At 62.5% G+C, this 14,018-nt stretch carries 14 protein-coding genes; 13 read left to right on the forward strand and 1 reads right to left on the reverse strand.

Annotation, left to right across the window (positions count from 1 at the left end):
* Positions 1 to 10: 10 nt before the first annotated feature.
* Positions 11 to 1,054, reverse strand: coding sequence for a porphobilinogen synthase (hemB, locus tag M9924_15125; GenBank protein MCO5065729.1), 1,044 nt, complete (start codon positions 1,052 to 1,054; stop codon positions 11 to 13).
* A gap of 141 nt (positions 1,055 to 1,195) precedes the next feature.
* Between hemB and M9924_15130 the strand changes: the two genes are divergently transcribed.
* The 13 genes from M9924_15130 (at position 1,196) to M9924_15190 (ending at position 13,904) form a co-directional block, all read left to right on the forward strand.
* Complete coding sequence (locus M9924_15130; protein ID MCO5065730.1) at positions 1,196 to 2,251, forward strand: enoyl-CoA hydratase/isomerase family protein; 1,056 nt, start codon at positions 1,196 to 1,198, stop codon at positions 2,249 to 2,251.
* Positions 2,248 to 2,673 (forward strand): DUF6163 family protein, encoded by a 426-nt coding sequence (locus M9924_15135; GenBank protein ID MCO5065731.1) that lies wholly within the window; start codon positions 2,248 to 2,250, stop codon positions 2,671 to 2,673. Before M9924_15130 ends, M9924_15135 begins: the two co-directional genes overlap by 4 nt.
* Before the next feature lie 186 nt (positions 2,674 to 2,859).
* Positions 2,860 to 3,375: a MarR family winged helix-turn-helix transcriptional regulator gene (locus M9924_15140; GenBank protein ID MCO5065732.1), complete on the forward strand. Its 516-nt coding sequence runs from the start codon at positions 2,860 to 2,862 to the stop codon at positions 3,373 to 3,375.
* Positions 3,376 to 3,692: 317 nt separating this feature from the next.
* Positions 3,693 to 4,958 carry a L,D-transpeptidase family protein gene (locus M9924_15145; protein ID MCO5065733.1) on the forward strand — a complete coding sequence of 422 codons (1,266 nt, stop codon included), beginning with the start codon at positions 3,693 to 3,695 and terminating at the stop codon, positions 4,956 to 4,958.
* A gap of 89 nt (positions 4,959 to 5,047) precedes the next feature.
* Entirely contained in the window at positions 5,048 to 6,124 is a 1,077-nt protein-coding gene (locus tag M9924_15150) for a D-alanine--D-alanine ligase (protein MCO5065734.1), read from the forward strand.
* Between the two features lie 96 nt (positions 6,125 to 6,220).
* A complete protein-coding gene (locus tag M9924_15155) occupies positions 6,221 to 7,882 on the forward strand; it encodes a Na+/H+ antiporter (GenBank protein MCO5065735.1) in 1,662 nt (553 codons plus the stop codon).
* 115 nt (positions 7,883 to 7,997) lie between these two features.
* Complete coding sequence (locus M9924_15160; GenBank protein MCO5065736.1) at positions 7,998 to 9,308, forward strand: serine hydroxymethyltransferase; 1,311 nt, start codon at positions 7,998 to 8,000, stop codon at positions 9,306 to 9,308.
* Positions 9,309 to 9,463: 155 nt separating this feature from the next.
* Positions 9,464 to 9,928 carry a transcriptional regulator NrdR gene (nrdR, locus tag M9924_15165; GenBank protein MCO5065737.1) on the forward strand — a complete coding sequence of 155 codons (465 nt, stop codon included), beginning with the start codon at positions 9,464 to 9,466 and terminating at the stop codon, positions 9,926 to 9,928.
* A 35-nt stretch (positions 9,929 to 9,963) separates the two neighbouring features.
* The gene (gene ribD, locus M9924_15170) at positions 9,964 to 11,028 is read left to right on the forward strand and encodes a bifunctional diaminohydroxyphosphoribosylaminopyrimidine deaminase/5-amino-6-(5-phosphoribosylamino)uracil reductase RibD (protein ID MCO5065738.1); all 1,065 of its coding nucleotides are present in this window, start codon (positions 9,964 to 9,966) and stop codon (positions 11,026 to 11,028) included.
* Positions 11,028 to 11,645: a riboflavin synthase gene (locus M9924_15175; protein MCO5065739.1), complete on the forward strand. Its 618-nt coding sequence runs from the start codon at positions 11,028 to 11,030 to the stop codon at positions 11,643 to 11,645. The genes ribD and M9924_15175 overlap by 1 nt, the downstream gene beginning before the upstream one ends.
* Positions 11,646 to 11,716: 71 nt before the next feature.
* Positions 11,717 to 12,211, forward strand: a complete 495-nt coding sequence (locus tag M9924_15180) for a 6,7-dimethyl-8-ribityllumazine synthase (GenBank protein MCO5065740.1) — start codon at positions 11,717 to 11,719, stop codon at positions 12,209 to 12,211.
* Entirely contained in the window at positions 12,208 to 12,705 is a 498-nt protein-coding gene (gene nusB, locus M9924_15185) for a transcription antitermination factor NusB (GenBank protein ID MCO5065741.1), read from the forward strand. Before M9924_15180 ends, nusB begins: the two co-directional genes overlap by 4 nt.
* Positions 12,702 to 13,904 (forward strand): MFS transporter, encoded by a 1,203-nt coding sequence (locus tag M9924_15190; protein MCO5065742.1) that lies wholly within the window; start codon positions 12,702 to 12,704, stop codon positions 13,902 to 13,904. Before nusB ends, M9924_15190 begins: the two co-directional genes overlap by 4 nt.
* The last annotated feature ends 114 nt before the right edge of the window (positions 13,905 to 14,018 follow it).

Genomic DNA, 14,018 nt, shown 5'->3' on the forward strand with positions numbered 1-14,018 from the left:
ACGTCCGCATTCAAGCGCGCTCGCCAGCCAGCAATTTCGCGACTTCCGGCGCGAAATAGGTCAGGATGCCGTCACATCCCGCGCGCTTGAACGCCAGCAGGCTTTCCAGCATCGCGCGCTCGCCGTCGATCCAGCCATTCTCGGCCGCCGCCCTTATCATCGCATACTCGCCGGACACCTGATAGGCGAACATCGGCACGTTGAACTCGTTCTTCAGCGTGCGGATGATGTCGAGATAGGGCAGGCCGGGCTTGACCATCAGCATGTCCGCGCCTTCGGCAAGATCCTGCTCGGCCTCGCGCACCGCTTCGGCGGCGTTCGCCGGGTCTAGATAATAGGTTTTCTTGTCGCCCTTCAGCAGGCCCTTGGTGCCGATCGCCTCGCGATAGGGACCGTAGAAGGCCGAGGCGAACTTCGTCGCGTAGGACATGATCGCCACGTCCTGGAAGCCGCCAGCGTCGAGCGCCTCGCGGATCGCGCCGATGCGCCCGTCCATCATGTCGGAGGGCGCGATGATGTCCGCGCCCGCCGCCGCCTGCAACACGGCAGCCGCGGCGACCTGCTCCACGGTCTCGTCGTTGACGATGACACCGTCACGCAGGATGCCGTCATGGCCATGGTCGGTGAACGGATCGAGCGCGACATCGGTGATGACGCCGATTTCCGGCACGGCTTCCTTGATGGCGCGCGTGGCGCGGTTGATGAGGTTGTCGGCGTCGAGGATATGCGAACCCGTCACGTCCTTGCGCGAGGCATCGACACGCGGAAACGTCGCCAGCGCCGGAATGCCCAGCCGCGCCGCGCGTTCCGCTTCCTTCACCGCCACGTCGACGCTCAGGCACTCGACGCCGGGCATCGCCGCAATCGGCTCTCGCACGCCAACGCCGTCCACGAGGAAGATCGGCCAGATCAGGTCGGCGACCGTCAGGCGGCTTTCCTGCACCAGCCGTCGCGACCAGTCCGCCTTGCGCATGCGCCTCAGCCGTCGCGATCCGGTGATCTCGTCGACGCTGCGATGGCCCATCGCGGCCTTCAGGGGGCTGTGCTTGTTCATGGCTGCCTCTGGCACTCACTGGATGGCGTGGCTTCTAGCACGTCGCACGCTGTCATACCAATGCGGCGCTGCGCCGCCTCTCCCATTGACGCGCATGGCCGTGCCGCGTAACTCGCATTTGAGGATTCAGGGGATCAGCTGATGGCGATGGAAGCCAGGGGTGCGGACTTCGGCGGTGGCGAGGACGTGCGCTTCGAGCATTTGGGCGCTGCCGGGATCATCACGCTCACCCGGCCGAACGCGCTGAACGCGCTCAACCATCGCATGGTCAAGGCCATTTCGGCGGCGCTCGGCGCATGGGAGCGCAACGCCAATGTCGCGCTGGTCGTCATCAAGGGCGAGGGCAGGGCGTTTTCGGCGGGCGGCGACCTCATGGCCATCTACAATGGCCGCGCAAATCCTCCGGTCGAGTTCTTCGCCGACGAATATCGCCTGAACGTCCAGATCGAGAAGTTCCGCAAGCCTTACATCGCCCTGATCGACGGCATCGTCATGGGTGGCGGCGTCGGGCTTTCCTTCCACGGCTCGCACCGGGTGATGACCGAGAACGCCCAGTTCGCAATGCCGGAGGTCGGCATCGGCTTTTTCCCCGATGTCGGCGGCAGTCATCTCCTGCCGGACCTTGCCGACAATTTCGGCATGTATCTCGGCCTGACCGGCACGCGGATCAAATGGGGAGACGCGCTGTGGTCGGGACTGGCCACGCATCCGGTCAAGTCCGAACATCTCGGCGCGCTTCTGGAGATGCTCGCGCGCAACGGCGAGGCCGAGGGCGTGCTGCGCAATTTTTTCACCATGCCGCCGCGTGAAACGCCGCGCGAGATCTGGGAGAAGATCGACGGGTGGTTCGGCGAGCCGACGCTCGACGCAATCTTTGCAGCGCTGGAGAAGAACGCCGGCGACGCGGAGGCCGACAAGATCCTTGCAACGCTCAGGACCAAATCGCCCACCAGCCTGCGCGTCACCTTCCAGGAAATCGCACGCGGGCTGTCGCATTCCATGGAAGAGTGCATGAGAATGGAGTTCCGCATCGTCAACCGCATGCTGGCGGGCCATGATTTCTACGAGGGCATCCGGGCGGCGATTGTCGACAAGGGGGCGACGCCGGTCTGGGATCCGGCATCGATAAAGCAGGTCTCGCAAGCCGATGCCGATGCCTATTTCGCGCCGTTGCCGGGGGGAGACCTGACGTTTTGAACGCCTTCTCCACACGCCGCGCCCGCATCGAGCCGTCAAGCGCGGAACTTGCGTTCGTGTGGTTCCAGCGCGTGATCGCGGGCTACTGCCTGCTGTTCGGCGTTCTCTACTGGATCAGGCTGATCGGCTATCATCCCGGCATGCTCTGGCGCTTCGACCTGATGCCGATCTACTGGCAGGTGGCCAGCGTCTGCCTCGCCTGCTTCTTTCCCTTTGCGGCCATCGGCCTTTGGATGACCGCATCGTGGGGCGCGGCGGTGTGGTTCATCTGCGCCGTGGCCGAAACCGCGATGTATGTCGTCTATCCGCATATATTCGGCTATCGGCTGCCCATCGTGGGCGCCCATGTCGCTGCAATATCCATCTATGCGATCCTCTGGTACCTCGTCTATCGCGGGCGCAAGGCCGCGCAGGACGAATAGCCGGCTCGGCAAAAGTTAAGAAAGTTTGCTCGACAAACCCTTTCTTAACCCTGTTTGGAAACCTCCTCTTTTTAACCTTCCGTTAACGCTGGCGTTTAAGTCGAATTTTATGGGTGGCGGTTACCGTTCGGGACAAGGTGGCACAAAAACAAAAAGCCACCGGGCGACAAACGAAAGGTAATAACCATGATCAACTCGCGTCCGGCGGCGACACCCGCCCCCGCGTCTGGCGATCGCCGTGAGGCTATTCGCACGCTATACATGGAATCTCTTCAACTTGTTGAAAGACTTCATCGCCGTTTGCTTGATGTCATCAAGGATGAATTTGAGCGCAACGGCCGGTCGGACATCAATGCGATCCAGGCGCTGCTGTTGTTCAACATCGGCAATGCGGAGCTGACGGCGGGCGAATTGCGCTCGCGCGGCTACTATCTCGGCTCGAACGTGTCCTACAATCTGAAGAAGCTGGTCGATCTCGGCTTCATCAATCACCAGCGTTCGCGCATCGACCGCCGCTCGGTCCGCATCAGCTTGACGCCGAAGGGGCAGGACATCGCGGAAGTCGTCGGCAAGCTCTATGAGCGCCATATCGGCTCCATCGAGCAGGTCGGCGGCATCAACCAGGACGAGTTCAAGCAGATGAACCGCGCGCTCCAGCGGCTCGACCGCTTCTGGAACGACACCATCGCATACCGCATGTGATACGCAGCGCCACGTTTTGCCTGTCGCCCGACGGCGCCTCCGGCAGGAGGCGCCCGCGGGTGCCCTGCGTTGCTATTGTGTCACGCTTTGCGTGGCTTGCTCGCGGCTTTGCCGTCGCTCACATGCTTGTGGGTTGAATGGGCCTAACTAAGGCCATAATCACATGGCTACGCAGATTTCATCGAGGGAAATCACGCCTATAGGCTGGCGGCGCATCGGACAGGCCGCTCCGCGTGAAGGCGCACGGTGAATTAATGTTAAGGTTGACGCTTTAAAAACGCCCGACCTACATTCCGTTACAGGTGGACGCAGTGGATTTGAACAAGAGCAGACGCTTCTTCTTGGCTGGAACGGGAGCGCTCGCGCTTTCGGCAATCGCTCGTGGCGCGATGGCGCAGGAACAGGACTTCCTTCTCGACGTGTTGGCATCGCCGCGTCGCGGAAACTGGGACGACACGTTCGACGCGCAGGTTTCGGCCAGCGGCCAGCAGACCAAGATTTCCACCACCCTCCCGATTTTCTCGCCGCAGACCATCGCCTACACGCAACAGGCGATCAACGACTACCGCAACCTCGCCGCGCAGGGCGGCTGGCCGCAGGTGCCGTCAACCAAGAAGCTGCAGATCGGCGTGACCGATCCGGATGTGCAGGCGCTGCGCCAGCGGCTGATCGCGTCGGGCGACCTCGCTCGTGAAGCCGGTGTCTCGTCCGCCTTCGACACCTATGTCGATGCGGCGTTGAAGCGGTTCCAGAAGCGCCATGGCCTGCCTGCCGACGGCGTGACCGGCAAATACACCTTTGCCGCCCTGAACATTTCGGCGCAGGTGCGCCTTGGCCAGCTTGAGACCAATCTTGTGCGTCTCCAGTCGACCCCCGATCTCGGTCATCGCTATGTGCTGGTCAACATTCCCGCTGCGCAGGTCGAAGCCGTCGAAAACGGCCGCGTGGTGCTGCGCCATACCGCCATTGTCGGCAAGATCGACCGCCAGACGCCGGTTGTGAACTCCAAGATCAACGAAATCATCATCAATCCCTACTGGAACGCGCCGGAATCGATCATCCGCAAGGACATCATTCCGCTGATGCGGAAGAACCCGAATTACCTGACCGACAACAACATCCATATCATCGGCCCGGACGGGCAGGAGATTCCGCCGGAATCGATCGACTGGAACACCGAGGAAGCCGCGCGCTACCGCATGCGGCAGGACCCGGGCAAGATCAACGCGATGGCATCGGTGAAGATCAACTTCCCGTCGCCGGACGGCGTCTACATGCACGACACCCCGACGCAGAGCCTGTTCAACAAGCTGATGCGCTTCGACTCTTCGGGATGCGTGCGCGTGCAGAATGTGCGCGACCTCGTGACCTGGATCCTGAAGAACACGCCGGGCTGGAACCGCCAGCAGATCGAGGCCGCGATCAAGGCGGGCGAGAACAATCCCATCTCCGTTGCGGACCCTGTGCCGGTCCACTTCCTTTATGTCTCGGCATGGTCCACCGGACCCGGCGTCGTGCAGTTCCGCGACGACATTTACGGTCGCGACGGGGTGGACGAGCTGCAGATCACTTCAGCGCTCTAATGCTTTGAAATTAAACAGAAAGCCGTCCGAAAATCCGGGCGGCTTTTTTCTTGTCCATTCTTCCGGACCCCTTCCGCGCGAGGCTGACTTTGACCGACATTTCCGGCAGGTTGCGTATTGGCGTACTGTTCGGCGGCCGTTCCGCCGAGCACGATGTCTCGGTGCTGTCGGCCACCAATGTCATGAAGGCGCTGTCGCCGGCCCGGTACGAAGCGGTTCCGATCTATGTGGCGCGCGATGGCCGATGGCTCCTCAGCGCATTTGAAAACGGCGTGCTGGCAAAGCCGTTGGACGGAAAGAGACTCGCTCTGCTGCCGGGCGGGCAGGGGCAGGGGATCGTGCTTGCCGAAGACGGCGCGACGGCGCTTTTTCCGAAAATCGACATCCTCTTTCCCGTCCTGCATGGACTTCATGGTGAAGACGGTGCGGTGCAGGGCCTTGCGGAGGTTTGCGGCGTGCCGCTGGCTGGCTGCGGAATACTCGGCTCGGCCAACGCGCTCGACAAGGATATCGCAAAGCGGCTGATGAAAGAGGCGGGCATTCCCTCGGCGGAAGCGGTCACGATTCATCCGGGCCATGCGCCCGCCTTCGAGGAGCTTCGACAGGCGCTCGGCCTGCCTGTTTTCATCAAGCCCGCGCGGCAGGGGTCATCCGTTGGCGTCAGCAAGGTGTCGACCGCCGCAGAGTACGATGCCGCGCTTGCCGAAGGTTTTCGCCACGACAACAAGCTGCTTGCCGAAGCATTTATTCAGGGCCGCGAAATCGAATGCGCCGTTCTGGAAGATGAGGATGGCGCGTTGTTCGTGTCGCGAACCGGCGAGATTGTCCCGGCACAGAGCCACGGGTTCTATACTTATGACGCCAAATATATCGACGAGGACGGCGCGGCGCTGAAGGTGCCGGCGGAACTGCCGCAGGAAGTCGAGGACAAGGTGCGCGCGCTGGCGCTGCGCGCCTTTCGGGCGCTCGGCTGCGACGGCATGGCGCGCGCGGATTTCTTTGTCACTCCGGACATGCGCATACTGGTCAACGAACTGAACACCATTCCGGGCTTCACCGACATCAGCATGTATTCGAAGGTGATGGGCGCGAGCGGTGTCGGTTATGCCGAGATCATCGATCGCCTTGTCGCCCACGGGCTGGCTCGCGCGGGACGCAAGCTTTGAGCCCGATGTCGGCCTCGTAAAATCCGCTCGCAAAATCCCCCGTTTCGGGACAGAACTGTTGCATTCGATCTTGCCCGCAAAGGCAGCGCGCGAAGCATGCCGACAGTCACGCTCATTCTGCTTCTGCTTCTCATGGTCGCGCTGTCCGGGGTGATAGTGCGCTTCATTCCCGTGCCGTTGCCGATCGTGCAGATCTTACTCGGGGTTGTGCTTGCGATCCCGGCGCGCGGCTTGCAGGTTGAGCTGAACCCGGAAATCTTCATGCTGGTGTTCATCCCGCCGCTGTTGTTCCTCGATGGTCATCTGGCGCCGAAGCGCGAATTTCGCGAGTTTCTGGGGCCTATCCTCAGCCTGGCGTTCGGACTGTCGCTGTTTACCACCATCGTGTTCGGCTATGCGCTGAACTGGCTCATCCCTGTGGTGCCGCTGCCGGTGGCATTTGCCCTTGCCGCCGTGTTGTCGCCAACCGATCCCGTCGCCGTCGGCTCGATCATCGACAAGGACGGCTTTCCGGGCCGGGTGCGCCATGTGCTCGAAGGTGAATCGCTTCTCAATGATGCCACCGGCCTTGTCATATTTCGGTTTGCGGTGGCGGCTGCGCTGACCGGGCAGTTCTCCTTCACCGATACGGCGGCAAGCTTTGTCGCTGTCGTCGCCGGCGGGGTGTTCTGCGGTGTGGCCACCTTCTGGGCGACGGCCTTCCTGCTCGGTCTTATCACCAAGGCCGGCGACGTTCGCCCGCAGGTGCAGGTGGTGCTGCTGCTTCTGCTGCCTTTCGCTGCCTATCTGCTCGCCGAGTTCCTCGATGCGTCCGGCATCCTCGCCGCCGTCTCGGCCGGGCTGTCGTTCAGCGCGGCGGGTTTCCTTGCCCTGCAGCGAATGCCCATCAGCCTTCCTCTGACCGCGCCCGCGCGCATGCAGAATGCAGCGCTCAACGAGCTGGTTTCCTTCGTCTTCAACGGTGCGATTTTTATCGTGCTCGGCCTCCAGCTCCCCGAGATCGTCCGCAGGACGCCTCCTGAACTGTCGATCTACGGCTCCTCGCCCGAACCGATTCTGGCCGTCATCATCCTCACCCTGATCCTGCTTCTGATCCGCTACCTCTGGATCGACAGCATTTCCTCGCTGCGGGGGCTTGTCCATCGCCGGCGGGGCACGAAATACGAACACCTGACGCTGGTGGGCAAAATCATCATGGCGCTTGCGGGCGTGCGCGGCGCGATCACGCTCGCGGGCATCCTTTCGCTGCCGCTGTCACTGCCGGACGGATCGCCCTTTCCGGCGCGCGACGTCGCCATCTATATCGCGGCGGGCGTCATCATCTGCTCGCTGGTGATCGCCAGCCTGACCCTTCCTGTGCTGGCGCGGAAGATGCCTCTCGAAAGCGGAGACGTGGCCGCGAACGAGGAGCGGCTGGCGCGGGTGACCGCCGCCGAAGCTGCCATTCGCACGATCGAGGAATTGGCGGGGAAGCCGACCGACGACGCTTCCGAGGTCGAGGCGCGTCGGGCCGTGGCATCGCAATTGATCTCGCTCTATCGGCAAAGGATCATTGCCGTGCAGGGAGATACGCCATCTGCCAGCGAAACGTCGCCCATTCTTTCAGAGATGCGCGAGGCAGCCCTTGCCGCCGAGCGGATTGCGCTGCTGCAACTGACCCGCGACGAGAAGATCAACGACACCACGATGCGCCAGGTCATGGCCGAAGTCACGATGCAGCAGGCGCTGCATCAGGACAACGGCAGGCGCAAGCGGTAGCAGTCGCAAAAGAGCAAGCGAAATTCGGATTGCGGCGGTGACTTGCGACGGCAGTGCGTGCTAAGGCGCACGCCAGTAATTCGAAAGCCCGGGCATTGCTCAGGAGGGAACTTGGATGGCACAGGCAGGCACGATTTCCAACGCCGATACTTTCTTCACCGCTCCATTGGAAGAGATCGATCCCGAAATCTTCGGCGCGATCCGCAAGGAGCTTGGCCGCCAGCGTCACGAGATCGAACTGATCGCGTCCGAAAACATCGTGTCCCGCGCCGTTCTTGAGGCGCAAGGCTCGATCATGACCAACAAATATGCCGAGGGCTATCCCGGCAAGCGCTATTATGGCGGCTGCCAGTTCGTCGACATTGCCGAGGAACTGGCCATCGAACGCGCGAAGAAGCTGTTCGACTGCAAGTTCGCCAATGTGCAGCCCAATTCCGGCAGCCAGATGAACCAGGCCGTGTTCCTCGCCTTGCTTCAGCCGGGCGACACTTTCATGGGGCTCGACCTCAATTCGGGCGGCCACCTGACGCATGGCTCGCCGGTCAACATGTCGGGCAAGTGGTTCAAGGTCGTCTCCTACGGCGTGCGGCGCGACGACCACCTGCTCGACATGGACGAGATCGAACGCCTCGCCCATGAGCACAAGCCGAAGCTGATCCTTGCCGGCGGCACAGCCTATTCCCGAATCTGGGACTGGAAGCGCTTTCGCGAGATCGCCGATGCGGTCGGCGCTTGGCTGATGGTCGACATGGCGCATATCGCGGGGCTGGTCGCGGGCGGCCAGCATCCGTCGCCGCTGCCCCATGCCCATGTCGTCACCACCACCACCCATAAATCGCTGCGCGGGCCGCGCGGCGGCATGGTGCTGACCAATGACGAGGACATCGCCAAGAAGATCAATTCCGCCGTGTTCCCGGGATTGCAGGGCGGCCCGCTGATGCATGTCATCGCCGCCAAGGCGGTCGCCTTCGGCGAGGCGCTGAAGCCCGAATTCAAGGTCTATGCGAAGGACGTCGTCGCCAATGCCAAGGCGCTCGCCTCCTCGCTTCAGGAGACGGGGCTGGACATCGTGTCCGGCGGCACGGACAACCATCTCATGCTGGTCGACCTGCGTCCGAAGAACGCCACCGGCAAACGCGCCGAAGCTGCCCTTGGCCGCGCCAATGTCACCTGCAACAAGAACGGCATCCCCTTCGATCCCGAAAAGCCCTTCGTGACCTCCGGTGTTCGCCTCGGCACGCCTGCGGGTACCACGCGTGGCTTCGGACAGGCGGAGTTCCGCGAGATTGGCAAACTGATCGCCGAAGTGCTCGACGGTCTCAAGGCGGCCAATTCGGACGAGGGCAACGCCTCGGTCGAGGCGGTTGTGAAGGCGAAGGTCGAGAAGCTGACGGAGCGTTTTCCGCTCTATCCCTATCTCGGCTGACCTTCGCGCAAAATGGACCTTTTATGCGCGTATTCTTGGCGAATACGCGCATTTTGCGCGAGAAACCACAATCTGTGGTTGCAAATTCGCGAACGCTTTGCGTTTCCGGCAATTTACACTAAGTGATTGCGCAGAGATTCCCCGGAAGGTTTCGGATGCGCTGTCCCTACTGCCAATCGGAAGATACCCAGGTCAAGGATTCCCGTCCCGCTGAGGATGGCTCGGCCATTCGTCGGCGTCGCGTCTGCCCGGATTGCGGCGGACGGTTCACCACCTTCGAACGAGTGCAGTTGCGCGACCTGACCGTGGTCAAAAAGTCTGGTCGCAAGGTTCCGTTCGACCGCGATAAGTTATTGCGTTCGTTGCAGATTGCGGTTCGCAAGCGCAACGTCGACCCGGACCGCGTGGACCGTGCGGTGACCGGAATGGTGCGGCAGTTGGAAAGCTCCGGCGAGAGCGAAATCGCCTCCGAGGAGATCGGACGGCTGGTCATGGAAGCGCTGAAATCGCTGGACGAGGTGGCCTATGTGCGCTTTGCCTCCGTCTACCGGAATTTCAGGGAAGCCAAGGATTTCCACGATGTTCTGGGCGAATTGCGCGGCGATGAGGAACCGGAGTGAGCACTTCGTCCGATGCCGAATCCGACCGCAGATTCATGGCGGCGGCAATCCGGTTTTCCCGCCGCCATCTTGGTTTGACCGGCACGAATCCGTCGGTCGGAACGCTCATCGTCCGCGACGGCGTGATTGTCGGGCGCGGGGTGACGGCGATTGGCGGAAGGCCGCATGCCGAGCCGCAAGCCATTGAAGAAGCAGGCGAATTGGTGCGTGGCGCAACGGCCTACGTGACGCTCGAACCCTGTGCCCATCATGGTCGCACGCCACCTTGCGCCAACGCCCTTGTCGCGGCGGGCATAAAGCGCGTGGTTGGCGCGGCGAGCGATCCCGACGACCGCGTGTCGGGCAAAGGCTATGCAATCCTGCGCGACGCCGGCATTGCCGTGACCGAGCACGTGCTTGCCGACGAGGCTGCCGACCTGATGTCCGGCTATCTCATTCGGTCTGTTGAGAAAAGGCCGGAAGTCATTCTGAAGATTGCGATTTCTTCGGATGGCTATATCGGCAGGAAAGGGGCCGGGCAGGTTGCGATTACCGGGGCTGTGTCGCGGGCGCAGGTCCATCTGATGCGGGCCGAATGCGATGCGGTTCTGGTCGGGATCGGCACTGCGATGGCCGACGATCCTGAACTGACTGTCAGGCTGCCGGGTCTGGAGAAACGCTCGCCGGCGCGCATCGTGATCGATCCGCTTCTCAGGCTCCCGCTGGCATCGAAGCTGGTCGAAAGTGGCGGAAAAGTGCCGGTTTTCGTCACGCCGTCTTCCGAGTGCGAGCCGGAAAAGCGCGAAAGTCTCGCCGCGCGCGGGGTGGGCTTTTTCGCCAGCGAAATGCACGAGGGTCGCATTGCGCTGCCCGAATTGCTTGAGGATATTGCGGCGCGCGGCATGTCGCGCATTCTGGTCGAGGGCGGTGGCGAAACCGCCCGTGCCTTTCTCGCCGACGGTGTGGTCGACCGCATCGTGCTCTTTCGCGGGCCAGTGAAGATCGGCGACGGCGGCATTGCGTCACCCATCGACGAAACCACTATACCGGACGGCTTCGTCCTCAGCCGTGAGGAACGCTTTGGCGAGGATATTTGCCGTGAGTGGACGAGGACAAGCTGATGTTCACAGGAATTGTCACCGATGTCGGACGCGTGGCGTCCGCAAACCCCTTGCCGGAAGGCGTGCGGTTTCGAATCGAGACGGCTTATGATTCCGCGACCATCGACATCGGCGCGTCGATAGCGTGCGCAGGCGTGTGCCTGACGGTGGTCGGATTGCCCGACGGGGGCGCAAACGCCCGCTGGTTCGAGGTGGAGGCGTGGGAGGAGGCGTTGCGGCTTACCACCGCTTCCGGCTGGCAGGCGGGCACCCGGCTCAATCTGGAGCGCGCCCTGAAACTGGGCGACGAGCTTGGCGGACACATCGTGTCGGGGCATGTCGACGGCATGGCCGGGATCGTCAGCCGCAAGCCCGAGGGTGAGGCCGTGCGCTTCACGCTGGAGTCGCCGAAAGAACTGGCCAAATTCATTGCGCCCAAGGGTTCCGTGGCTCTGGACGGCACTTCGCTCACCGTCAACAAGGTGGACGGACGGCTGTTCGACGTGCTGCTGATCCACCACTCCCTGAGCGTCACGACATGGGGCGAAAGGCAGGCGGGCGACCGCGTGAATATCGAAATCGATACCATGGCGCGCTATGCGGCGCGGCTGTCGGAAGCCGCTGCGCAGGGATTGTGAAAACAGAGGCGACGAAGCGCTTGCTCTCCTCGCGGCTTCGGCCTAATTGACCCGCGTTTCCGGAGTTCCCGATGGCTGGCATATCGAATCACGGCAAGGCTTTCATCCGTCCCGAGCGGCAGGCGCACCTGTTGATCGTGGAAGCGCGCTTTCACGACGACCTGTCGGACGCCCTGCTCGACGGCGCAAAGCAGGCGCTGGAGGAAGCGGGCGCCACCTATGACGTGATCACGGTTCCCGGGTCGCTGGAAATCCCAGCCGTCATCTCCTTTGCGCTTGACGGCGCGGTCGACGGCGGAACGGCCTATGACGGCTATGTGGCGCTTGGCACCGTTATTCGCGGCGACACCTATCACTTCGACATCGTGGCCAATGAATCGAGCCGCGCCTTGATGGATCTGTCGGTCCAGCAATCGCTGGCGATTGGCAACGGCATCCTGACCACGGAAAACGAGGAGCAGGCGTGGGTCCGGGCTCGCAGGAACGACGGCGACAAGGGCGGCTTCGCTGCCCGCGCCGCGCTGACCATGATCGCGCTCAAGGAACGCCTCGGAGGCGACGCGTGAACCCTTCCGGCAAGGACGGCCAGCCGGTCAGGCAGGCGAACAAGAGGGGCGCGGCGCGGCTGGCAGCCGTGCAGGCGCTCTACCAGATGGACGTCACCGGCAGCGGCCTGCTGGAGACCACGGCGGAATATGAATCTTTCCGGCTCGGCAAGGAAGTCGACGGCGCGCTCTATCGGGAGGCCGATGCGCAATGGTTTCGCGCCATTCTGGCCGGCGTCGTGGAAAACCAGACGGAAGTCGATCCCCTGATCGGCCAGTCGCTGACGGAGGACTGGCCGCTGTCGCGCCTCGACTCCACGCTGCGCGCCATTTTGCGCGCGGGCGTCTATGAGTTGACAAAGCGCGACGATGTTCCGGTTGCGGTTATCGTTTCGGAATATGTAGACATCGCCAAGGCGTTCTATGACGAGGACGAGCCGAAGCTGGTCAATGCGGTGCTCGACCGCGTCGCCCGTCGTGTTCGCGGCGAGGGCAGGGGAAAGAGCGCGGAATGACGGTCGCGGCGGCTGATGCGAAGCGCAATGCGCTGGTGCTCGCTGCCGCCCAGGCGATCATCGGATCGGCAAACCCGGTCGCGCTGTCGGTGGGCGGGCTGGTTGGCTACAGCCTGCTCGGTCCCGACAAATCGCTTGCGACCGCGCCGATAACGGCCTTCGTGTGCGGCATGGCCGTTGGCGCGCTTCCTGCTGCCGCGACAATCCGCGCGATGGGCCAGCGGGGCGGGTTCCTGACCGGCACGCTCATAACGGCGCTGGGCGGAATTATTGCCACAATGGCATTGATGCAGTCGAATTTCTGGCTGTTTACCGCAGCGCTCGCGGTGCTCGGGATCGGCAACTCCTTTGTCCAGCAGTTCCGCTTCGCTGCCGCTGACAACGCGCCAGTCCAGTTCAAGGCGCGTGCAATCTCGTTCGTGCTCGCAGGCGGCGTGGTGACAGCGCTGCTCGGGCCGCAGATCGTCATCTTCACGCGCGACCTGCTTCAACCCGTCATGTTTGCCGGATCGTTCGCCTCGATTATTGTGCTGGCTGCCGTCGGCGCAGCGATCCTGCTTTTCCTCAAGCCTCAATCGGCAACGGCAAGAAGCGACGGATCGGCCGCCGCACCTGCGCGCCCTTTGGGCGAAATCATCTCCGACCGGCGTTTCCTCGCCGCGATGATCTGCGGCGTCGGCTCCTATTCGTTGATGAGTTTCGTCATGACCGGCGCGCCGCTGGCAATGGTGGGATGCGGCTTCACCACGGACGAGGCGACGCTTGGCATCTCCTGGCATGTCATGGCGATGTTTGGGCCGAGCTTCTTCACCGGGCGACTGATACAGCGCTATGGCGCGGAGACCATCGTGGCGGTCGGCATCGGCCTGCTGATCCTTTGCGCCGTGGTTGCGCTCTCGGGCATCCATCTGTGGCAATTCTGGTCCGCCCTGATCTTCCTCGGCATCGGCTGGAATTTCGGCTTTATCGGCGCGACCGCGATCGTGTCGGAAACATATCGCCCGTCCGAAAAGGGCAAGGTGCAGGGTTTTCATGACCTCGTGCTGTTTTCGACGGTCGCCTTTTCGTCGCTGATGGCCGGGGCGACCTACAATGCATTCGGCTGGAGCATGCTGAACTGGGTGGTCTTTCCTGTTTGCTTTGTGTGCCTGTCGGCGCTTGCCGTGGTTGCATTCTCGCGCCGTCCCCGCACCGCCTGAACTTTTCGCTGCCATATGCGGACCGGCCACAATCCGGCGAAAACTGGGCAGAATCATATCGATGATTTGACGGCGACTTGACCGTTTCGGTATAAGCCGCGACGAATAGCGTGA

The sequence above is a fragment of the Rhizobiaceae bacterium genome, from assembly GCA_023953835.1.
Taxonomy (GTDB): domain Bacteria; phylum Pseudomonadota; class Alphaproteobacteria; order Rhizobiales; family Rhizobiaceae; genus Mesorhizobium_G.

Excerpts from the sequence above, each read along its gene's own strand:
- hemB (MCO5065729.1), bottom strand. The coding sequence starts at position 1,054 with ATGAACAAGCACAGCCCCCTGAAGGCCGCGATGGGCCATCGCAGCGTC.
- M9924_15130 (MCO5065730.1), top strand. The coding sequence starts at position 1,196 with ATGGCGATGGAAGCCAGGGGTGCGGACTTCGGCGGTGGCGAGGACGTG.
- M9924_15140 (MCO5065732.1), top strand. The coding sequence starts at position 2,860 with ATGATCAACTCGCGTCCGGCGGCGACACCCGCCCCCGCGTCTGGCGAT.
- M9924_15155 (MCO5065735.1), top strand. The coding sequence starts at position 6,221 with ATGCCGACAGTCACGCTCATTCTGCTTCTGCTTCTCATGGTCGCGCTG.
- M9924_15160 (MCO5065736.1), top strand. The coding sequence starts at position 7,998 with ATGGCACAGGCAGGCACGATTTCCAACGCCGATACTTTCTTCACCGCT.
- nrdR (MCO5065737.1), top strand. The coding sequence starts at position 9,464 with ATGCGCTGTCCCTACTGCCAATCGGAAGATACCCAGGTCAAGGATTCC.
- ribD (MCO5065738.1), top strand. The coding sequence starts at position 9,964 with ATGGCGGCGGCAATCCGGTTTTCCCGCCGCCATCTTGGTTTGACCGGC.
- M9924_15175 (MCO5065739.1), top strand. The coding sequence starts at position 11,028 with ATGTTCACAGGAATTGTCACCGATGTCGGACGCGTGGCGTCCGCAAAC.
- M9924_15180 (MCO5065740.1), top strand. The coding sequence starts at position 11,717 with ATGGCTGGCATATCGAATCACGGCAAGGCTTTCATCCGTCCCGAGCGG.
- M9924_15190 (MCO5065742.1), top strand. The coding sequence starts at position 12,702 with ATGACGGTCGCGGCGGCTGATGCGAAGCGCAATGCGCTGGTGCTCGCT.